The sequence below is a fragment of the Mucilaginibacter sp. P2_A4 genome (assembly GCF_056405015.1).
This window is the reverse complement of record NZ_JBFUCX010000002.1, coordinates 331,969-352,182: the sequence shown is the minus strand read 5'-3', so window position 1 is coordinate 352,182 and position 20,214 is coordinate 331,969. Positions and strand designations below refer to the sequence as shown.

At 41.6% G+C, this 20,214-nt stretch carries 19 protein-coding genes; 7 read left to right on the top strand and 12 right to left on the bottom strand.

Going from position 1 to position 20,214, the window contains the following annotated elements; translation table 11 throughout:
- Nucleotides 1–45: 45 nt before the first annotated feature.
- The 5 genes from AC1DYB_RS05490 to trxA form a co-directional block, all read right to left on the bottom strand.
- Nucleotides 46–1,491 carry an SDR family oxidoreductase gene (locus AC1DYB_RS05490; protein WP_477433133.1) on the bottom strand — a complete coding sequence of 482 codons (1,446 nt, stop codon included), beginning with the start codon at nucleotides 1,489–1,491 and terminating at the stop codon, nucleotides 46–48.
- Between the two features lie 59 nt (nucleotides 1,492–1,550).
- Entirely contained in the window at nucleotides 1,551–1,865 is a 315-nt protein-coding gene (locus AC1DYB_RS05485) for a Dabb family protein (RefSeq protein WP_477433131.1), read from the bottom strand.
- Nucleotides 1,866–2,065: 200 nt separating this feature from the next.
- Nucleotides 2,066–3,433 (bottom strand): ABC1 kinase family protein, encoded by a 1,368-nt coding sequence (locus AC1DYB_RS05480; protein ID WP_295717744.1) that lies wholly within the window; start codon nucleotides 3,431–3,433, stop codon nucleotides 2,066–2,068.
- Between the two features lie 27 nt (nucleotides 3,434–3,460).
- On the bottom strand, nucleotides 3,461–4,096 hold the full coding sequence (locus tag AC1DYB_RS05475) for a TetR family transcriptional regulator C-terminal domain-containing protein (RefSeq protein ID WP_477391559.1): 636 nt from the start codon (nucleotides 4,094–4,096) through the stop codon (nucleotides 3,461–3,463).
- 107 nt (nucleotides 4,097–4,203) lie between these two features.
- On the bottom strand, nucleotides 4,204–4,500 hold the full coding sequence (gene trxA / locus AC1DYB_RS05470; protein ID WP_295717750.1) for a thioredoxin: 297 nt from the start codon (nucleotides 4,498–4,500) through the stop codon (nucleotides 4,204–4,206).
- A 131-nt stretch (nucleotides 4,501–4,631) separates the two neighbouring features.
- On the opposite strand from trxA, the gene AC1DYB_RS05465 reads away from it, so the two are divergent.
- The gene (locus AC1DYB_RS05465) at nucleotides 4,632–5,522 is read left to right on the top strand and encodes an alpha/beta hydrolase (protein WP_477433129.1); all 891 of its coding nucleotides are present in this window, start codon (nucleotides 4,632–4,634) and stop codon (nucleotides 5,520–5,522) included.
- Nucleotides 5,523–5,732: 210 nt separating this feature from the next.
- Here the strand turns inward: AC1DYB_RS05465 and odhB are convergent, their stop codons facing one another.
- A complete protein-coding gene (gene odhB / locus AC1DYB_RS05460; protein WP_477433127.1) occupies nucleotides 5,733–7,298 on the bottom strand; it encodes a 2-oxoglutarate dehydrogenase complex dihydrolipoyllysine-residue succinyltransferase in 1,566 nt (521 codons plus the stop codon).
- A gap of 131 nt (nucleotides 7,299–7,429) precedes the next feature.
- Nucleotides 7,430–10,258, bottom strand: a complete 2,829-nt coding sequence (locus tag AC1DYB_RS05455) for a 2-oxoglutarate dehydrogenase E1 component (RefSeq protein ID WP_295717755.1) — start codon at nucleotides 10,256–10,258, stop codon at nucleotides 7,430–7,432.
- 312 nt (nucleotides 10,259–10,570) lie between these two features.
- Here AC1DYB_RS05455 and AC1DYB_RS05450 point away from each other — a divergent pair, with 312 nt between their 5' ends.
- Nucleotides 10,571–10,786: a hypothetical protein gene (locus AC1DYB_RS05450; RefSeq protein ID WP_477391564.1), complete on the top strand. Its 216-nt coding sequence runs from the start codon at nucleotides 10,571–10,573 to the stop codon at nucleotides 10,784–10,786.
- 131 nt (nucleotides 10,787–10,917) lie between these two features.
- On the opposite strand, the gene AC1DYB_RS05445 is transcribed toward AC1DYB_RS05450, so the two are convergent.
- From AC1DYB_RS05445 to AC1DYB_RS05425, 5 genes are all read right to left on the bottom strand, one after another.
- A complete protein-coding gene (locus AC1DYB_RS05445; RefSeq protein ID WP_477433125.1) occupies nucleotides 10,918–11,346 on the bottom strand; it encodes a hypothetical protein in 429 nt (142 codons plus the stop codon).
- A 415-nt stretch (nucleotides 11,347–11,761) separates the two neighbouring features.
- Nucleotides 11,762–13,075 (bottom strand): DASH family cryptochrome, encoded by a 1,314-nt coding sequence (locus AC1DYB_RS05440; protein WP_477433123.1) that lies wholly within the window; start codon nucleotides 13,073–13,075, stop codon nucleotides 11,762–11,764.
- Nucleotides 13,076–13,327: 252 nt separating this feature from the next.
- On the bottom strand, nucleotides 13,328–14,131 hold the full coding sequence (locus AC1DYB_RS05435) for a 5'-nucleotidase, lipoprotein e(P4) family (protein WP_477433121.1): 804 nt from the start codon (nucleotides 14,129–14,131) through the stop codon (nucleotides 13,328–13,330).
- A gap of 144 nt (nucleotides 14,132–14,275) precedes the next feature.
- Complete coding sequence (gene msrA, locus AC1DYB_RS05430; RefSeq protein WP_477433119.1) at nucleotides 14,276–14,827, bottom strand: peptide-methionine (S)-S-oxide reductase MsrA; 552 nt, start codon at nucleotides 14,825–14,827, stop codon at nucleotides 14,276–14,278.
- A 100-nt stretch (nucleotides 14,828–14,927) separates the two neighbouring features.
- Nucleotides 14,928–15,827, bottom strand: coding sequence for a LysR family transcriptional regulator (locus tag AC1DYB_RS05425; protein WP_295717762.1), 900 nt, complete (start codon nucleotides 15,825–15,827; stop codon nucleotides 14,928–14,930).
- A gap of 97 nt (nucleotides 15,828–15,924) precedes the next feature.
- Here AC1DYB_RS05425 and AC1DYB_RS05420 point away from each other — a divergent pair, with 97 nt between their 5' ends.
- From AC1DYB_RS05420 to AC1DYB_RS05400, 5 genes are all read left to right on the top strand, one after another.
- Nucleotides 15,925–16,563 (top strand): NAD(P)H-dependent oxidoreductase, encoded by a 639-nt coding sequence (locus AC1DYB_RS05420; protein WP_477433117.1) that lies wholly within the window; start codon nucleotides 15,925–15,927, stop codon nucleotides 16,561–16,563.
- On the top strand, nucleotides 16,529–16,819 hold the full coding sequence (locus tag AC1DYB_RS05415) for a putative quinol monooxygenase (RefSeq protein WP_295717766.1): 291 nt from the start codon (nucleotides 16,529–16,531) through the stop codon (nucleotides 16,817–16,819). The genes AC1DYB_RS05420 and AC1DYB_RS05415 overlap by 35 nt, the downstream gene beginning before the upstream one ends.
- A 125-nt stretch (nucleotides 16,820–16,944) precedes the next feature.
- Nucleotides 16,945–18,114, top strand: coding sequence for a glycosyltransferase family 87 protein (locus AC1DYB_RS05410; protein ID WP_477433115.1), 1,170 nt, complete (start codon nucleotides 16,945–16,947; stop codon nucleotides 18,112–18,114).
- A gap of 291 nt (nucleotides 18,115–18,405) precedes the next feature.
- Nucleotides 18,406–19,374 carry a glycosyltransferase family 2 protein gene (locus AC1DYB_RS05405; RefSeq protein WP_477433113.1) on the top strand — a complete coding sequence of 323 codons (969 nt, stop codon included), beginning with the start codon at nucleotides 18,406–18,408 and terminating at the stop codon, nucleotides 19,372–19,374.
- On the top strand, nucleotides 19,355–20,152 hold the full coding sequence (locus tag AC1DYB_RS05400) for a polysaccharide deacetylase family protein (RefSeq protein ID WP_477433111.1): 798 nt from the start codon (nucleotides 19,355–19,357) through the stop codon (nucleotides 20,150–20,152). The genes AC1DYB_RS05405 and AC1DYB_RS05400 overlap by 20 nt, the downstream gene beginning before the upstream one ends.
- Nucleotides 20,153–20,214: the final 62 nt, after the last annotated feature.

Sequence of the window (20,214 nt, the reverse complement as noted above, 5' to 3'; positions counted from 1 at the left end):
TTGGATCGTCGCAAAGCGAGGAGTTAAGAGCCAAAAAACAAATGGCTAAACTCCCTCCCCGTAATGTATAATTTCTTTTGCCATGCCATTAAAAATAAACAGGTGGAAAGGCCACATGGCGTACCAGTACAAACGCCCCCACAAACCGCTGGGCCTAAAAGTAGCAACCTGGCTCAGGTTTTTATTCCCGTTACGTTCAATTATTTTAAATTCCAGCCAGGCTTCGCCTGGCAGCTTCATTTCGGCATATAACAGCAGGCGCTTATTTTCTTTATCGGCCAGCAAAACACGCCAAAAATCTATGACATCGCCGGGAGCTATATTGATGTTGCTGGTGCGGCCCCTGCGTATGCCTACGCCTCCAAATAACTTATCAATAAAACCGCGGATGTTCCAGATCCAGTCCCAGTAATACCAACCCCGGTTGCCACCTATTGACATAAAATTAGTGAATACATCTGCGCTTTCTCGCTCAAAAGGCATTTTAACTTTATACTGCAGCGTACCATTCTGTGGTACTTTTATCTGGTCCATAAAACCCGAATGGAGATAGCCCATATTCAGGGCGTCCTTCCAGCTGGATACAATAGAGTTCTGCTCTATCTTAACAAAGGCCAGGTTAAGTGCTTCCTCATAAGTTAAGCATTTTCTCGATACAATATCATCTATGCGATGATCCTGCATAATGGTTTCGTTCTTCATGCTGTTTACCAGGCTTTGCGCTAAGGTATAACTGGTTGAAGTAACAAAGTAAAGCCAGTAGGAAGAAATTTTGGGCGACAGGAACGGAATGATAAAAATATGCCTTTTCAACTTACGCACCTTGGCATAAACAAGCATCATATCCTTGAACGATAAAATATCCGGTCCACCTATATCAAAGGTTTTCTTAAACGTTTTTTCGTTGAGCATCACACTTACCAGGTAACCCAGCACATCGCGGATGGCTATAGGCTGACAGCGGGTGTTTACCCAGCGGGGCACGGTCATGACGGGTAGTTTTTCGGTAAGATCACGAATGATCTCAAACGAGGCGCTTCCGGAACCGATGATAATAGCCGCCCTTAACACAGTAAGCGCCGATTTACCCTCCTTTAAAACATCCTCTACATGCCTGCGCGATTCGAGATGTTTGGAGAGATTATTATCATTGGTGATACCGCTTAAAAATATCGTTTGCCTGCAGCTGGTTTTATCAAGCGCATGAATAAAATTATATGCTGATAAAGCCTCCAACGCCGCAAAATCCTGCGCCTGCGACATAGAATGCACCAGGTAATAAGCGGCATCAATATCTTCAGGAAAGGCCTCAATACTCGATTCCTTAAGCAGATCTCCTGTTGTAAGTGTTACTTGCTTACTAAAGTCGCTATGTTCATGAAAACGCCGTTTATCACGCACAAGGCAAACCACGTCATAGCCTTTCTCCAACAAAACCGGGATAAGCCTTGTACCTATGTAACCGTTAGCCCCCGCAAGTAATACCTTCATGTTATGTGCAACAACAAAGCAGGCAGGCTGTTTTAAATTGCGTGTTTACCCGGTACTTATTAAATATTTACGCTATCAACCACTACGACTTTACTGCAAAGCGGCTTTGCATACTGCTCGGCAAAAATAATATGGGTAGGATCTACCTGGTAGGCCTCCTGTAACTCTGGCGAATCAAACAAAAGCAACAAGGATACATCATAAGAGCGGTCAATCACATCGCGGTTGGTATCAGCAGACACGCCAATATGAAAATCACGGATGTGGGCGATAGGTTTCAGGATGTTTAGCCCCTCTATCAATTTATCCTTATCCGCTTTATTGGTAAGCCAGAAATGTACGTGGTGAACGAAGGTGTTTGCGAGTAATGGCATATGTATATTTTATATATGGCTGAGGAAATTCAAATATAAATAAAACTTCAAATCAAAAGCCCCGTCGTCTGGAGAATGGTTGATAAAGCTCAATACTCCAACAAAACGTTTAAGTCAAACTTACGAAGTTTTGAAAACTTCGTAAGTTTCTATGCAAGCGCAAATCAAAAGTGATCTTTTTTGAAATGGGTTGGATGAGCTCAATACTCCAATACCACATGCGGTTTAAAGGTATCCGTTTTAACTTCGGCCTTTAGTTCATGTAAAATATTATACAAGCCGAAATTGGTGCGGTTAACATAAATAAAATGCTTAACTCCACGGGCCTGTTTAAATTCGGGCATTTTGGAAAGGCGTTCGCCAAAAGCAAATAGCTTGTCAAAAAACTCGGTTTGGCTAAAGTCGAAATGATCATCAATGTAAGGCATGGCAAATAAGCTGATCATCTCCTTAAATTGCGTATAATAAAACTCAATTTGTGCCGGGGTATCATCCTTGCGGATCATATCCAATAACCGGAAAGCCTTGATGGTTTCCTCTTTATTATCAAGCAGGTTAGTTGATGTAAGCGAGAAGAAGGGATAATAAAAATCCTCCGGCATCTCTTTAATACAACCAAAATCAATAACGCCAAGCTTACCTTCCGGGGTGATCATGAAGTTGCCGGGATGCGGATCGGCATGTACTGCACGCAGTTCGTGCTGCTGAAAATTATAAAAATCCCAAAGGGCCTGCCCTATCTGATTACGCAGTTCCTGTGATGGGTTGGTAGCCAAAAATTCTTTCAGGTGTTTTCCTTCCAGCCAATCCATAGTGATGATACGCTTGCTGGATAGTTCGGGATAGTATTTAGGAAACACTACGTTATCCAGGTTGGCGCAGGCGGTAGAAAACTCGATAGAGCGGCGCACTTCCAGCTCATAATCAGTCTCTTCCAGCAGGCGTTCTTCTACCTCGCTCATGTAAACATTCAATTCCTTTTCGCTCATGCCCAGCATACGGAAAGCAAAAGGCTTAATCAGTTTAAGGTCGGATGATATAGAATCACCCACACCGGGGTATTGGATTTTCACAGCCAGCTTTTTACCATCCAGTTCGGCCTGGTGAACCTGGCCTATTGATGCGGCATTGGTCGACCGGATATTGAACTTATCATAGATCTTGTCGGGATTTTTGCCAAAATACTTTTTAAACGTTTGTACAATAAGCGGCCCCGAAAGCGGTGGAGCATTGTATTGCGATTGCGTGAATTTATCTACATAAGCCTGCGGCAGCAGGTTTTTATCCATGCTGAGCATTTGGGCAACCTTAAGCGCGCTGCCCTTAAGTTCACTTAGCGACTGGTAGATATCTGCGGCATTATCCTCGTTCAGCTGGGACTTATCCATATCCGGGTTGAACAGCTTTTTTGAATAATGCTTTATATAATTGCCTCCTATTTTAAAACCCGTTTTTACAAACTTGGCGGAGCGCTCAGTTTTGGTGGTTGGCATGCTGCTTTGTTCGGGAGCAGCCCCCTGTAAATCTCCTCCATCAGCCGACGGAAGATCTTTTTTGTTATCTGTCATAATGAATTTTAAAATCCCATCTTATCTTTAAACCCTACCGTTTTTCACAAGGAATTTACCATACTCAAAAAGGTTATCGATGGGCGAACGCTGAAACAGATCGAACGTTACGTTAACACCTTTTTCAATAGCTTCATCGGTTTTCTCAAATCCGGCCGAATTATCATTTACCCAAAAGTTTAGCACAAATACAAACTGGATCCACAGTGCATCTTTATAACGCTTGCTGAAAAATTTGCGATCAGTAAGTTCTGTTGTTTCAATGCCTTCTTTAAGGATCTCATCGGCAAAATTTTCGTAAATATTTTTCAGGTTTTCAAAAACGCGTGGGGTAGTAAACCCTTTAGGCTGCTTATTGATAGTATAAATGGCAAAACTGCGACTACCTTTAAGCAACTCAAAAAAGCCATAAAAGAATGACAGGGCTTTTTCACGGGCGCTATACTGTGCCCATACTTCCTGAGCTCTTATTTCGGCTAATGTTTTTGTTGCAAAACCTGCCCAAATAGCTTGTTCCACCGCCTCGAACGAGCCAAAGAACTGGTAAAATTCAGCCTCGGTCATTTCGTTTTGTTTAGCAAATATGTATACCGATTTAGGTTGTGAGCCCTCCGTAAGTACATAATCAATATATGAATTCTGAATGCTTTCGATAGTTGCCATAATGGATTTACTTTTAGTATTATACGTTAAAGTTACATACATAGTATGAACTGTTTGTCACAGAAGCCTCACGTAGCCCACCTGCTTTTGAGAGGCGGGACTAAGGCTTATATAAACATCTCAATCGTCCGCTGTAGGTCCCTTGCCTGCACCACGCCGCTTTGGCGCCATTTGGTTTGCCCCTTTTGAAATATCATAAGCGTAGGCACACTTTGCACCTTGTACGCGCTTGCTGCCTGCGGGTTTTTGTCGATATCTATTTTGATAATCTTTACCTTATCGCCAAGGGCGTGCTTTACATCCTGCAATATGGGTGGCATCATTTTACACGGGCCACACCACTCGGCCGAAAAATCAACCAGTACAGGTATCTCTGATGCTATAATTTCCTGGAAATTTGCCATATAATTTTAGTTAATGGTTCAATATCATAGCTAAATTAACCTTAGCTATGATCCTCATTTATAACTATTAAGTTACAGAAAAGTTTAAGCTAATAAACTTTGAAACATCAACTATAAACTATATTTACTTTATGCAAACAAAACTCGCCATTTACCTATGCCTGCTACTATTTGCAGCACCATTAGCCGTATCAGCGCAGGATAAACCTGTAGTAATACCACTGTGGCCAAAAGGCGCACCGGGGTTTGAGAGCCGGCGTAATGAACCCGAGCAGGCTAAGGATTATTGGGTGAAAAATATCCATAACCCCTCGCTTACGGTATTTTTACCTCCGGCGGGTAAAGCTAACGGCGCGGCGGTGGTCATATGCCCCGGCGGAGGTCATCGTTTGCTGGTTTATACTGCCGAGGGCGTGGAGCCCGCAAAATACCTCAACAACCTGGGTATTACTGTTTTTGTATTGAAATACCGATTGGGCAGGGATACCCTTTCGCCCTATAAAATTGATGTACACGCTAAGCAGGACGGTTATAGGGCTATGCGCCTGGTGCGTAGCAAAGCCGCCGAATACGGGCTGGATACCAACCGAATAGGCATGATGGGCTTTTCTGCCGGTGGCGAAGTAGTTGATATGGTAGCCTATGGAGAAGGCAAAGGCGATCCTGCTGCCCCCGACCCTATTGATCGCCTAAATGCCAAACCCAAGTTTGTGATCCAGATATACCCGGGACCACTGTATATACCGGATGTGATCCCGGCAGATGCCCCTCCAGCTTTTTTATTGGCCGCCAATGATGATCCCTGCTGCGCGGTACCGGTGGTAAGTCTGCTGCAAAAGTACAGGGAAGCTAAGGTGCCTATCGAAGTGCATATTTTTACGCAAGGTGGGCACGGCTTTAATATGGGCAATCGCTCAAAGCTCCAATCCATCAGTACCTGGCCGCAACGCATGGCCGACTGGCTGGCCGATAATAATTACCTAAACCCGGTTAGTAAGGAGCGCAGGAAGATTTTGCATTGATCATTTCGCTAAAAACTTCTTAAAGCTGCTTTTTTGCATCATAAATGCCTAAAAAGTGTCAATTATGATCAATAAACAGCCCTAAAAAGAGTAAAAAACAGTCAAAAAAACACAAAAAAGAACAAGTTTTTCAGCCTTTAAAAAGTTTTCGTTCTTCATAAAAAAAGCCCGGCTTTCACCAGGCTTTTTTTTATATCATCATGGAGGAATTTACACCCCTAATAACAATCTTGCAGGATCTTCCAGTAATTGTTTTACACGTACGAGGAAGCTTACCGATTCGCGGCCATCAATGATGCGGTGATCATATGACAGGGCCAGGTACATCATCGGGCGGATAACCACTTGTCCATTTACGGCAACCGGGCGCTCAATAATATTGTGCATCCCTAAAATGGCAGATTGAGGTGAATTTAATATCGGGGTAGACATCATAGAACCAAACACACCACCGTTGGTGATAGTGAAAGTACCACCTGTCATTTCTGGTATGGTTAATTTGTTTTCGCGGGCTTTACCGGCTAATACAACAATCGCTTTTTCAATTTCGGCAAGGCTCATGCTATCCGCATTACGGATAACCGGAACCACCAAACCTTTAGGAGCCGATACAGCTATAGAGATATCAGCAAAGTTGCTGAAAACAACCTCTTCGCCTTCAATACGAGCACCTACAGAAGGCCAATCTTTCAAAGCCTCGGTAACTGCTTTAGTGAAAAACGACATGAAGCCTAAACCTACACCGTGTTTCTCTTTAAATTTATCTTTGTATTTACCGCGCAGTTCCATGATGGGTTGCATATCCACTTCGTTAAAAGTGGTAAGCATGGCCGTTTCATTTTTAACAGCTACCAAACGTTTGGCTACTGTTTTACGCAGCGAGGTCATTTTCTCACGTTTTTCGCTTCTCTCGCCGGCTACAACAGGTGCGGCGGCAGGAGCAGCAGCGGCGGCAGGTTTAGCAGCAGGCTGGGCAGGTGCTACCTGAGCGCCCAGTGCATCACCTTTGGTAATACGACCATCAACACCGGTACCGTTTACACCTTTAGGATCAACGCCCTTTTCGGCTAATATTTTTGCGGCAGCAGGTGATGGTGTACCTGATGCATAAGTTACGCCACCGGCAGCAGCTGAACCACCGCGCGGCGATTCGTCTGTAGCGATAACAATTTGGGGGGTTACGGGAACAGATGCTGGTTTTGCAGCGCCTGCGCCTTCAATAGTACAAACTACTGCACCAATAGGTAATACATCGCCTTCTTTGGCTATAGTTTTTAATATTCCGGCTTTTTCGGCAGTCAGTTCAAAGGTTGCTTTGTCTGATTCCAGTTCGGCAATGGCTTCGTCCATTTCAACGGCATCGCCATCTTTTTTAATCCAGCGCGATAAAGTAACCTCGGTGATAGATTCACCAACCGGTGGCACTTTAATTTGTAAAGAGCCACCACCCGCTACAGGTGCAGGCGTAGCTGCAGGAGCTGCCGCGGCCACCGGGGCCGGGGCCGCAACTTCTGGCTGCGGTTGCGCAGCCGGAGCACCGGCGCCTTCTTCAATGTTGCCAACCAGGGCACCAATAGCTAAAGTATCGCCTTCTTTGGCAACTGTTTGTAAAGTACCTGCACGCTCGGCAGTCAATTCAAAAGTAGCCTTGTCCGATTCTAATTCGGCAATAACTTCATCCATTTCCACGTGATCGCCATCCTTTTTTCTCCAGCTTGATAGGGTTACTTCTGTTATCGATTCGCCTACCGGCGGAACTTTGATCGCTAAACTCATATTATAGTGTTGTAGATTTTATATTTTTTAAATGGCGGTTGATTTGTTGCGGGTTGCCGGTTGCGAGGTTCGGGAATGATGTAAGGGCTTTTAACCCGCAACACGCAACTCGCAACCCGAAACAGAAATTATCAATCCGCTCCGGCGTCAGCCATTTTTTTTGTTGTCTTTTTTACCGCTTGTTTTACCACTTTACCTGCAGGTGCTTCAAATGCCTTTGAAACAATGTACAACTGCTGGGCGGCATGCTGCTTGGCAAAGCCAGTAGCAGTACTGCTGCCTTCATTACGTGAAATTACATCCAGGTTAATTACCTTATCGCTATGGAACTTACGGCAAATGTATGGCCATGCACCCATATTCTCGGGCTCTTCCTGTACCCAGATAAACTCAGTAGCCTTATCGTATTTAGCTTTAATCTTCAATATCTGTGTAACCGGTGTTGGATACAATTGCTCAACACGTACAATAGCAACATCATTTCGCTTATCAGCCTGTTGTTTCTCCAACAGATCATAATAAACCTTACCTGTACATAGCAACACGCGTTTTACCTTTTTTGCATCAGCGTAAGTATCATCAAATAGCTCATGGAATTTACCATTGGTAAAATCTTCAATCGGCGATACGCATTTAGGACTACGCAATAAACTTTTTGGTGTAAAGATGATCAGTGGCTTACGGAAATCACGCTGCATCTGTCTTCTTAAAATGTGGAAGAAGTTTGCAGGTGTAGTACAGTTTGCTACCTGGATATTATCATCGGCACAAAGTTCCAGAAAACGCTCTACACGTGCAGAGGAGTGCTCCGGACCCTGGCCTTCATAACCATGAGGCAATAACATCACCAAACCATTACCGCGTTGCCATTTAGTTTCGGCACTGGCAATGTATTGGTCAACAATGATCTGCGCACCGTTAAAGAAATCGCCAAACTGTGCTTCCCATATCGTAAGCGCGTTAGGGTTTGCTAAAGCATAGCCATATTCAAAACCTAAAACACCATACTCAGATAATAAAGAGTTATAAATGCTCAGTTTTGCATCAGTTTCAATAGTTGCAAGCGGCGTATATTCATCTTCAGATTCGGCCAGGGTTAAAACCGCGTGGCGATGAGAAAATGTTCCGCGTTTTACATCCTCGCCACTTAACCTGATGGGGTAACCATCTTTTAACAAAGTACCGTAGGCCAGTAATTCGCCCATGGCCCAGTCAAATACCCGGGTTTTGTTAACCATGTTGTTGCGGTCTTCAAACAGTTTTTCTATCTTTTTAAAAAACTCCTTGTCGGCCGGCAAAGTTGTTATCTTATTACCTATTTCCAGTAATCTGTCCTCAGGCACTGATGTATCAACTGCTTTAACCAATTCCCGGTGGCTGGCCAAATGCAAACCACTCCATGCACCTTCAAACATGGCTATGGTATCGGTAAACTTATCTTCTGCCTTTGATTCATCCAGCCTTTGCTGCAACTCATCCTTAAAAGTTTTCTCCATTGATTTAAGCACCTCGGCATCAATACTGCCTTCAGCTATCAATTTCTGATTGTAAATTTTTAACGGATTTGGATGTGCCTCAATAGCCTTGTACAATAATGGCTGGGTAAATTTAGGTTCATCAGCCTCGTTGTGGCCATAACGGCGATAGCAAAGAATATCAATAAATACATCCTCGTTAAATATCTGCCTGTACTCCATTGCCAGGTTAACAACGTAGGCCAGGGCCTCAACGTCATCACCATTTACGTGAAATACGGGAGATAAAACAGTTTTTGCCACATCGGTACAATAGGTACTTGAACGGGCATCTTTATAATTTGTGGTAAAACCTATCTGGTTATTAATAACCAGGTGAATGGTGCCGCCGGTGCGGTAGCCATCCAGTTTTTCCATTTGTAAAACTTCGTAAACAATACCCTGGCCTGCAACTGAGGCATCGCCATGGATCAATATTGGGGCTATCTTGGAATGATCGCCGTTGTATTTAAAATCTATTTTTGAACGGGTGATACCTTCAACAACCGGGTCAACCGCCTCTAAGTGAGATGGATTAGGGCACAAACTTAAGTGTACCTTTTTGCCGTTTGATGTAGTTACATCGGTTGAAAAGCCTAAGTGATATTTAACATCACCACCGAAAGGAGATTCCGAATCAAAGTTTTTACCTTCAAACTCAGAGAACACCTCTTTATAGGTTTTCTCCATGATGTTGGTAAGCACGTTTAAACGACCACGGTGAGCCATACCAATAATGAACTCCTCGATACCCAGGTCGGCGCCTTTTTTAATAACCGAATCCAGTGACGGGATCAATGCTTCAGCTCCTTCGAGCGAGAAACGTTTTTGCCCCAGGAACTTGGTACCCAAAAAGTTTTCGAAAGTTACAGCCTCGTTCAGCTTATTCAGCATCAGCTTTTTCTCTTCGAGGGTGAATGAAGGCGTATTGCGATGCTTCTCCATCCTATCCTCAAACCATTTGATTTTGATAGGGTTGCGAATGTACCGGTACTCGGCACCAATAGCCTGGCAATAGGTATCTTCTAACAGTTGGCGAATGTCGCGCAGTTTGGCCGCACCTAAACCAACCTCGACACCAGCGTTAAAAACTGTATCCAGGTCGCCCTCGTTCAAGCCAAATGTTTCCAGTTCTTTACCGGGATAGTAGTGGCGGCGTTCGCGTACGGGGTTGGTTTTGGCAAATAGGTGCCCGCGTGAGCGGTACCCATGTATCATGTTAAGCACATTGATCTCTTTTAAAAAGTGATCATGTGTTTCTTCACCAATTGCCGGCGCTGCCGATGCTGCAACCTTTCCGGTTGCGTTGGTATTTATATTAAATTCAAAACCTTCGAAAAACTTTTGCCATCCATAATCTACCGATTCGGGGTCCTGTTTGTAGGCTTCGTATAGGGAATTGATGTAGTCTGCGTTGCCGCTATTGATATAATTTAGACGATCCATGTGAAAATGATCTTTAAAACGGTACAAAAGTAAGCATATAGGCTTATATACTTCACAATTAATTGTAAAGAAATTTGGGTGCTTTTAATCCTGATTTAATGATATACAGGTGATTTGGAGGATAAAATACTGCTTATTATTCTTAAAAGGGGTATAACAATGTAAGTATGCCGTTAGAACATGTTGAACTTAACTCCCGCGAGAGGTTATGATAGCGTGAGGGCTGATGGTTTAAGTTTTTGGCTTAACTCAGCTAAAAGCTGAAACTCTCGCTTATGGTTATTACAAAGAGTATTATTATTTTTGGATAGCATGAATACCGATTTGAACGTAAACGACATCTTATTGCAAGTGAAGCGCCTTGATAAGGAAGCTCAGCTAAGTCTATTAAAAAAACTTGCGTTATTGATTCGTAAGTCTGAATCCAAAGAAAAGAAAATTAAGCTATCTTCAATCTCGGGAGTAGGCTCTTCTTTATGGAGTAAAACAGATATTGATGAATACGTAGATCTGGAAAGACAGTGGTAATAACTGATTTTTATCAAAAGTGTATTTTTCTGGATACAGCTAATCTATTTTATTGAAGGCCATTTAGCCTAAATTATTCCAATTCCACAAGATCATCTCATACCGGCTACAAATGAAGAACGAAGCATGAACTATTTAAGCTTAGATATAACATTTTCCTTTTCTAATTTTTCTTTAAAAAGCTTATTGATTTGAATGAACTTCTCCCGCTCGCTGGGAACTTCTTTTACTTTATATATTTCTCCATTGAAATGAATCCTAATCCAAAAAAAAGGGTTATCAGTCCAATAAGTAATTAATACAGTTTCTTTCAAAATTTCAGATATGTAAATGGCGAAGTCAATTTCTTTTAACTCGGCCATTAAGTCATCCCTTTTATATACGGATAATCGTGTAGCAAAATCTCCATCCAAATAATCGACATCAATATTTACCTCACCACCAAGGCCTAAATCATAAATATTACCTATTGAATTGACGCTAATATTTAAAAAATCAGCAACCGCCTTCTTGAGTCGATCTTCCGAATATTTCTTTCTTATTAATATATCATAGCTCATTGTGGCGCAATTTTATTATATACTTCACTCCCGCGAGGTTATAACTCGTGGGGGCGCATGATTTAAGCCTCCGGCTTAAATCAGCTAAAAGCTGAAACCATACAACCCACGAGCTAATAAGCTCGCGGGAGTTGAAAAAAACGTCATTGCGAGGAGGAACGACGAAGCAATCCCCAATTATACAGGGCGAAATTGCAAGTGCACCTGCTTATTGGGGATTGCTTCGTTCCTCGCAATGACGATTCAATAAATCATGTCATAACTGTTTTTTTTCAGGTATACCTTGATGTATACTCGCAATTACATGGTTGTTGGGTTAACACTAATACTTTATTACTATTTTTCCACGATTACCCTGGTAGATGCAATGGACATGGCTTTGTAGCAAGCCTTTCGCTTTCTGTTCTTGAATATGTTACACCCCCACCAGATCACCGGCTTCATCCTTGGGTGATGATTGCCAGGTGTTCACAAAATCACTTTTGGCTTCCAGGTCTTTTTGTGGCATGGAGGCTATGGCGTATCTGCTTTCTTTAGCATCGTTTACGCCGGCTACAAAGGCCCAGTTACCCCAGTTGCTGGCGGGCGAATAATCAATCAGCTTTTCTTCAAAATAAGCGGCGCCTTTTGTCCAATCGGCCTTAAGGTCATGTACCAGGTAGCTTGCTACAATTTGCCTGCATTGGTTGCAGATATAACCCGTGGCATTCAACTCGTGCATACAGGCATCAATATAAGGTACGCCAGTTTTACCTCCCGCCCATTTTAAAAAGCCTTCTTCGTTTGCTGTTGAAACAATTCCTTCTTCTTCGGTTTTTTGGGTTTTTATAAATTTTTGACCATGTTTTTTAAACATGAACCTGAAATAATCCCGCCACAACAATTCCAGCTTCAGCATAGCACCCGGCGCGTTGCCTTCCTGGTTCTGTTTAAATATTTCCCAATATACCTGCCTTAAGGATATACAGCCAATTGCTATCCACGGCGATAATTTCGACGAATTATTGATGTTACCATTGCGCCCTTTTGATTTAACTGCAGGAGCTATCTTTAAAAAGTATTCTTTTAATTGTATCAACGCTGCCGTTTCGCCCCCCTGAAAATAATTGGCAGCCCGCATATCATCCACAGGTTCGGTTAATCCTAATTGCTGCAGGGTGGGCAACTCCCCTGCCTCTGTAATTTCGGGGGTATAAATATGGTCGGGCGTTGGCACACAAGGGCGAACATCGCTATCGCGTTCCACTTTCTTTTTAAATACAGCAAAACTATCGGGAATATCTTTTATAGGAAAAGGAAGATCTTCTTTATGATATAAGGTATGCCCTATAAAATGCTTCAGGTTGAGCCTCATCTTCCATAAAGCCGCCTCTACCTCTTCAGATATGGTAGTTTCTTCATGAGCTACCTCACGGTGGTGGTAAACTTCGTTCACCTGGTATTGAGCCGCAAGTTGCGGAATTATTTCGGAAGGGTTCCCTATCCTGATGATGAGTTCGGCACCATAGGCCTGCAGGTTTTTGCGCAGATCGGCAACGGCTTCTAACAGGAACCGGGCCCTGAAGCTCCCGGTTTTAAAATTCCCAGATGCCGTTTGCTGAAAATAATAGGGATCAAAACAATATACCGGCAGTACTTTATCTGCCTTGCGTACGGCTTCTAACAATATTTCGTTATCATGTATCCGCAAGTCATTTCTAAACCAAACCAGTATCGTTCTATCGCTCATAGTTAAACAGGGAGTTAACTGTTTTAATGCAGACCACAAATTTGCAATTTATTTGCTGTTTCTACGCATTTCACCTCAATATTTGACATCTTCTCAACATTTTTGCCGCTTTTTGAACCAATTGAAAGCCCTTTTACAAGCAAAGCATATTTTATGAGTTAATTTTTTTGCAGAATAATGGATAAATATAAACTATCTGTACCATTAATCAGGAAGCATCATCACAAAATGCCAGATAAGTTGAATAAGAACTTACTTATCCGTTTTGATATTAGCTTTGATAACTGAATCTTTTTGAGCGTTTGTAAGTTTGTAATTAAAGTGAAACAGCGCCCCTTCAAAATCACCGTATGATGGATTAGGAATTACAATATACCTGTTGCCAAATTCCTTTTCCAGCTTTCGCGTTGTGGCCACCCGGCTATCTTCGGATGGGTGGTTATCATATAACATATCAAAATCGGGCAGGTTATCGCCGCAAAGCAGCAGAATGTTATGCGTTTTTAACACATTAAGCCTGCGGGCTTCTTTGCTTGATGTTGTTGTTTTTAATTGCAGATGCTCATCATCGGCATTGGGCAAACCGTATAGCTGCAGATTTTTCAAGGTTGTAGCCCGCTCGGCCTCGTTGCGGTTGGTAATGTAAAATATAGTTATCCCTTTTGAGGCCGCGTATTTAAAAAAAGCAGGTGCACCGGGTACGGTATCGGCTATGGCTTTATCCGTCCACCCTTTCCAGGTGGCATCTGTATAATCCAGGTTTTGCAACGCCCTGCTGGCATCGTAAGGACTATTATCAAGCAAAGTTTCGTCAATATCAGTAACAATGGCCCATGGTTTACTACCGGGATTCTTTACCCCTTCATCAACCCGCAGCTTAGCAATATTATACGCCTGGAAACACAAGGCTTTATACTCCGCCGCCCTTTGTTGCCAGATGGATGCCCATGCTTTACCACCATTGGTGATAGATATGGCATTGCCGGTTGCAACGTTTTTTGTTGACGCGCAGGCTGTGAGCAGCAAGAGTATGGGTAGTATATAGCTTTTTTTCATGAATAGGTGATGATGGCGGCAGAACTACTTTTATTTTTTGTCATCCTGAACGTAGTGAAGGATCTAATCGCAGACTTTACAGGGCGAAGAAGCATGGTGAATAATAGATGCTTCACTGCGTTCAGCATGACAAAAAGTATTATCTTACAGCAGCTCCGGCTTAATTTTATCTGTAAACTCTTTTGCAAATTTATTCAGTTTTGGCTGAATAACAAATGCACAGTATGACTGGCCGGGATTATCGTTAAAATAATTTTGGTGATAGGCTTCCGCTTTGTAAAATTCGCTGGCCGGCGTAATCTCTGTAACAATAGGGCTATCGAAAACCTTTTCATCTGTTAAGGTTTTGATCATGGCTTCGGCCGCGGCCTTTTGCTCATCGGTAGTATAAAATATGGCCGACCGGTATTGTGTACCTACATCATTACCCTGGCGGTCAAGCGTTGTTGGGTTATGGGTTTTAAAGAAAACCAGCAACAATTCATCCAGCGATAATACATCGGCATCATATTCCAGTGCTATCACTTCGGCATGGCCCGTGGTACCAGTACAAACATCTTTATAAGTTGGATTATCTACATGGCCGCCCATGTAACCCGAGGTTACCGACAGCACTCCTTTTAATGATTGAAATATGGCTTCGGTGCACCAAAAGCAACCGTTACCGAAAGTTATTTTTTGAATATTTGAAGGCATTATTTTAATTTTTATATAATGCGAATTTACGGCTTACAGCAATGCTTATTTTCATAATAGTGTAAGCATTCATTGGGTAGCAGAATACCGATTTTTTCTCCTATCCCACCATTTCTCTTTCAAATATCTCTTCTACCATCGCAATCTGCTCTGAATAGATCGACTTTTTCCGGGTACCGAAGTATAGGGTATTTTCTATCATATTATAACCCTCCCAAAGCAGTTTAATGTTGCCGGTATCACGTTCTTTTTTCGACAGAAAATCGGGAATTACTGCAATCCCCGTCCCTCCACTCAGGCAACGAATAATGGAACCCATATTGGGAACTATAAAATTGGGTTTAAAATCGGGCCGTTTACCAAAGTTGATATGCCAGAAACGACGCAGGTGTTCCATATCGCCAGATGAGCCATACCAGGTTTGCGCCTTAAGCCATGCCTGGATCCGGGGCAGGTCTTTTGTTTTAAGCAGATCTTTAAACCCCGCAATATCCGTTTGCGCCCCGGCCAAAACCACTATTCTCTCTTTAAAAAAGGGTTTATACTCCAGGCCCTTATAATCTCCTTTTTGCGGGGTGATGATCATATCTAATATCCCACTGTCCAGGTCGGCCAGCATCTGGGGGTATTCGCCAAATTTAATGATCACGTTAAAGGGTAATGTGGGCAGGTAGGATTCCAGCGTAAACTGAAAAGTTTCAAGGCACATCCCTATGCTGATGGTGGGGATATCCTTTTCGGTGCTTTTATGAAAGTGCCGCTCGGCTTCTTCCAGTTTACATATAGACTCCTGTATGTAATTGTATAGTATTTTTCCACGCTCGGTTGATACCATTTTGCGTGAGGTACGATCAAACAACTTATAACCAACATAGCTTTCCAGCGAACTCAGGTGCAGGCTTACACCGGGTTGGGAAATAAACAAGGCTTCGGCAGCGCCGGTTAGCGATCCGGTTTCATATATAGCCTTAAACGTGCGGAACCATTCAAAATTCACCATTGCTATCTATCATAATTATGATACAAAGATATGATTTATGTTATTTTAATAGTAGCAACAGAGCCCGTAATTTTGATAAAAAATAAAAAGAGATAAAATGAAAAACATATTTGTAATAAACGGAGGGCAGATTTTTGGTCATTCGGGAGGCCGTTTCAATAAAACATTACTGGATGCCACCGTAAAATATTTTGAAGAACAACCGGGATTCGAGATCCGTTCAACCGATGTTAATAATGACTATGATCCTAAACAGGAAGTTGAAAACTATAAATGGGCCGATGTAATTATTTACCATACCCCCATTTGGTGGTTTCAGTTGCCGCACGGTTTCAAAAAATATATAGACGAGGTTTTTACCGAAGGCTATCAGAATGGTATTTATAAAAGCGATGGGCGTAACGCTGCCAACCCGGCCATTAACTATGGTACCGGCGGCTTGATGCATGGCAAAAAGTATATGTTAACTACTTCATGGAACGCTCCCACTACTGCATTTACCCTACCCGGCGAATTCTTTAATGAGCATAGTGTTGATGAAGGCCCGTTATTTGGCTTTCACCGCATGAATGCTTTTACAGGTATGGAACCATTGCCGGGCATCCATTTTCATGACGTGGAAAAAAATGCCGACATCCCCAAAGACCTCCAACGTTATCACTTACATTTGAACAATTTATTTATCCAAAACAACCATCAGTATGAAAATTTACTTAACAGCGTTAGTGAAATCTAAACCGGGTTTTACTGAAGAAATAAAAGGATACCTCGATGCACTGGTAGCCGGATCAATCAAAGAGGAGGCTTGTTTGCAATATGAGCTATACCAATCAACCGAAGATGAAACGCAGTTCATTTTCCACGAAACCTGGGCCAGCCAGGAAGGGTTGGATATACATGCTAAACAGCCACATATTAAGCTGTTTATTGAGCAGGTGTCGCCTATTTTAGATGGCAAACTTACCATTTATAAAACCGACCGGGTTAGCTAAAAATAAAGGGACGGTAAATTCATATAGAGTTTAAACACCGTTCAATACAACCCTCAATAATATAATCATTCAGTATTATATTATTGAGGGATTGCTATATTTGCGCTGAACGATACCCCCTTATCATGCAAAAACTAACCAAACTCATTTATAATAAACCTTTTGTTTTTTCCTTTTGGTTTGGCCTGAGTTTTCTTATCGTTCTTCGGGAGCTTTTAAATCACCAGGGGTTTAATAACTATACTATTTTTAAATACAATTTTTTAAATACCATCCATCAGCATAATTTATATGCTTACCAGCCAGAGCATTATTATGATCTGAATCATTACGGCCCTATATTTTCAATAATATTTGCCCCATTTACCTTTATGCCCGATAGCATTGGCATTATTCTATGGGTAATGTTTAATGCCTTTATTCTATTTAAAGCTATCCAGCTATTGCCCTTAAAAGAAAATCAATACCTTATTGTTTTGCTGATATGCGCTCATGAATTAATGACGGCATCTGCCAGCGTGCAAAGCAACCCCATGATAGCCGGCTTTATTATTTTGAGCTTTAATTTCATCAAGCGAAAACAAGATTTTTGGGCTGCCTTAATGATAGCGCTTGGCACATTTATAAAACTGTATGGAATAGTTGGCCTGGCATTCTTTTTCTTCTCTGATAACAAACTAAAATTTATTGCAAGCTTTATTTTTTGGTCCGCAGTGCTGTTTGTGCTGCCGATGCTGATTTCTTCACCATCATTTATCATTCAAACTTATCATGACTGGTATATTGATATCATGGATAAAAATTTAGCAAATGAAAATTCAGTGATGCAGGATATTTGCGTGATGGGCTTTTTGCGCAAAATCCTCAACTACCCTAATCTCAAAAACACCGTAGTAATTATTCCCGCAATAGTAATTTTTGGCATTTCGTATCTAAGAATAAATTGTTTCAAGTCAACACCATATCAATTACTTATACTCGCCTCTGCCTTAATTTTCGCGGTTATTTTTAGTAGCGGCTCCGAGTCACCCACCTATATCATAGCATTTGCCGGGGTTGCCATCTGGTACATGAATTTAAACCGGCCCGTTACCCGTTTAGAAATATTTTTACTGGTAGCGGCACTCATCTTAACCAGCCTTTCCCCGTCTGATCTTTTTCCGAAATCCATCAGGGAAAATTATGTTATTCCGTATAAATTAAAGGCTTTACCCTGCCTTTTGATCTGGCTTAAAATCATTTACGAAACCATGACCAGGAATTTCATAAACCCTAAACCACTACAGGTTACCTAATTACCATAGCCAATTATTATACTGCCTGGGTAACTTTCAGTTTGCAGTACAAAATTCCTACAGTTTTAATGTTTATAATGCACTATCTGTAATCAAAATAATACATAAATTGCAGTTTTGTAATAAAAAATTTACATTTATGCAGTAATTTTGATTGGAATTTATAATGACCGTTTAGGCACAGAAACACCGTTTAACCAGGCATTATCCAACAGACATTGAATTTGAAAATACCGATAAAGTAATAATTGAAAAAAGCCAACCTGCTACGCCTAAAACAATTTATATTATATGAACCCCCTTTCTAAAAAGAAAATTTCTGTTATTATTCCGTCTCACAACGAGCAGAATAATATAGGTTTTCTTATCCAGGCCCTCAACAAAACCTTAACTGCCACCGACTACGACTTTGAATTAATTTTTGTTGACGATGGAAGCAGCGACAACACACTGAACGAAATAAAATTCAATACCGCAGTATATACTAATGTTTTTTACATAGAACTTTCAAAAAACTTTGGGAAAGACAATGCCCTTAAAGCCGGAATTACTATGGCTACCGGCGATGCGATAGTAACCATGGATGCCGATATGCAGCACCCTCCTAATTTGATACTAAAAATGCTGGAGTATTGGGAAAATGGCTATGACATTGTTTACACCTACAGGCAAAACGCAAACCCACATGTTAAGGTCCATCAAAAAGTTACCTCCAATCTTTTTTACAAAGGGATCAATATGCTATCGGACATTAAACTTGAAAACGGAACTGCCGATTTCAGGTTAATGGATGAAAGGGTTGTTAAACAATTAAAGCTTATTGATGAGTATGAGCTTTTTTTACGTGGTATCATCAAGTGGGCCGGCTTTAAGCAAATTGGCATCCCATATACCCCATCAAAAAGACATACCGGCGAGGTTAGCTATTCATTTGCTAAATTATTAATGCTTGCCGTAAGGAGCATCATGGCTTTTAGCGCCAGGCCACTATACCTTATGACGACTATTGGCATTAGCGTTTCGTTACTGGCTATTTTATATATCCCCTATGTATTAATAAGTTATGCTGCTGGCTATGCCGTTTCGGGATGGGCCTCAATAATAGCTACAATTGCTTTTTTTGGCGGTTTACAACTCCTTGTACTAAGCATCATAGGCATATATGTAGCTAAAATATTCATGCAATCAAAGGGGCGCCCTAACTATCTTATCCGGTCATCAAATCTTTTAACTGTAAATAATGATCTTGTTAGGGTTTGATATCGAGGAATTTGACCTGCCATTAGAATATAGTAAGCAAATATCTTTCGATGAGCAATTATCAGTTTCAACCAATGGCACTTACATTATTTTAGATTTATTAAGATCAGCCAAAGTTAAAGCTACTTTTTTTTGCACCGCCAATTATGCAGATCATAAACCGGAGGTTATTCAACAAATTGTAAGCGAAGGCCATGAAATAGCATCACATAGCTATTATCATTCCGATTTTAAAACAGCGCATCTAAAACAGTCAAAAACACGACTCGAAGAGATTTCGGGCAGAACGGTAAGTGGCTTTAGGATGGCCAGGATGATGCCGGTTGATGAACTTGAAATAGAAAAAGCAGGATATACCTACAATTCATCCCTCAACCCAACATGGATACCCGGGCGATATAATAATTTCAAAAAGCCCCGCAGCTGGTTTTATGATCAAAACGTATTGCAGATCCCGGCATCAGTATCGCCACTGATCCGCTTTCCGCTTTTTTGGCTTAGCTTTCATAATTTGCCGCTGTCGGTACTAAAGTGGCTCAGCAAAATTACCCACGCCAGGGATGGCTATCTCAACCTGTATTTTCACCCCTGGGAATTTACCGATCTCACTGATGAAAGATTCGGCTTGCCAAAATATATTACCAACAACTCGGGGCAGGCAATGGCAAAAAGATTAGCAGATTTTATTCTTTGGGGTCAATCTAAAGGCTATGAATTTATGCGCACTGATGAGTTTGTAAAATCAATAGATAAAAGAAAACTAAAGCTGGTTGTTTAAGGTATAGGTGGCATAATTTATCAGCGTTTCTTAATACCCTCCTAACAAACTACTGTGTGTAC

What these genes read in the sequence shown, in the direction of transcription:
- AC1DYB_RS05490 (WP_477433133.1), bottom strand. Translation starts at nt 1,491, where the DNA reads ATGAAGGTATTACTTGCGGGGGCTAACGGTTACATAGGTACAAGGCTT.
- AC1DYB_RS05485 (WP_477433131.1), bottom strand. Translation starts at nt 1,865, where the DNA reads ATGCCATTACTCGCAAACACCTTCGTTCACCACGTACATTTCTGGCTT.
- AC1DYB_RS05480 (WP_295717744.1), bottom strand. Translation starts at nt 3,433, where the DNA reads ATGACAGATAACAAAAAAGATCTTCCGTCGGCTGATGGAGGAGATTTA.
- AC1DYB_RS05475 (WP_477391559.1), bottom strand. Translation starts at nt 4,096, where the DNA reads ATGGCAACTATCGAAAGCATTCAGAATTCATATATTGATTATGTACTT.
- trxA (WP_295717750.1), bottom strand. Translation starts at nt 4,500, where the DNA reads ATGGCAAATTTCCAGGAAATTATAGCATCAGAGATACCTGTACTGGTT.
- AC1DYB_RS05465 (WP_477433129.1), top strand. Translation starts at nt 4,632, where the DNA reads ATGCAAACAAAACTCGCCATTTACCTATGCCTGCTACTATTTGCAGCA.
- odhB (WP_477433127.1), bottom strand. Translation starts at nt 7,298, where the DNA reads ATGAGTTTAGCGATCAAAGTTCCGCCGGTAGGCGAATCGATAACAGAA.
- AC1DYB_RS05455 (WP_295717755.1), bottom strand. Translation starts at nt 10,258, where the DNA reads ATGGATCGTCTAAATTATATCAATAGCGGCAACGCAGACTACATCAAT.
- AC1DYB_RS05450 (WP_477391564.1), top strand. Translation starts at nt 10,571, where the DNA reads ATGAATACCGATTTGAACGTAAACGACATCTTATTGCAAGTGAAGCGC.
- AC1DYB_RS05445 (WP_477433125.1), bottom strand. Translation starts at nt 11,346, where the DNA reads ATGAGCTATGATATATTAATAAGAAAGAAATATTCGGAAGATCGACTC.
- AC1DYB_RS05440 (WP_477433123.1), bottom strand. Translation starts at nt 13,075, where the DNA reads ATGAGCGATAGAACGATACTGGTTTGGTTTAGAAATGACTTGCGGATA.
- AC1DYB_RS05435 (WP_477433121.1), bottom strand. Translation starts at nt 14,131, where the DNA reads ATGAAAAAAAGCTATATACTACCCATACTCTTGCTGCTCACAGCCTGC.
- msrA (WP_477433119.1), bottom strand. Translation starts at nt 14,827, where the DNA reads ATGCCTTCAAATATTCAAAAAATAACTTTCGGTAACGGTTGCTTTTGG.
- AC1DYB_RS05425 (WP_295717762.1), bottom strand. Translation starts at nt 15,827, where the DNA reads ATGGTGAATTTTGAATGGTTCCGCACGTTTAAGGCTATATATGAAACC.
- AC1DYB_RS05420 (WP_477433117.1), top strand. Translation starts at nt 15,925, where the DNA reads ATGAAAAACATATTTGTAATAAACGGAGGGCAGATTTTTGGTCATTCG.
- AC1DYB_RS05415 (WP_295717766.1), top strand. Translation starts at nt 16,529, where the DNA reads ATGAAAATTTACTTAACAGCGTTAGTGAAATCTAAACCGGGTTTTACT.
- AC1DYB_RS05410 (WP_477433115.1), top strand. Translation starts at nt 16,945, where the DNA reads ATGCAAAAACTAACCAAACTCATTTATAATAAACCTTTTGTTTTTTCC.
- AC1DYB_RS05405 (WP_477433113.1), top strand. Translation starts at nt 18,406, where the DNA reads ATGAACCCCCTTTCTAAAAAGAAAATTTCTGTTATTATTCCGTCTCAC.
- AC1DYB_RS05400 (WP_477433111.1), top strand. Translation starts at nt 19,355, where the DNA reads ATGATCTTGTTAGGGTTTGATATCGAGGAATTTGACCTGCCATTAGAA.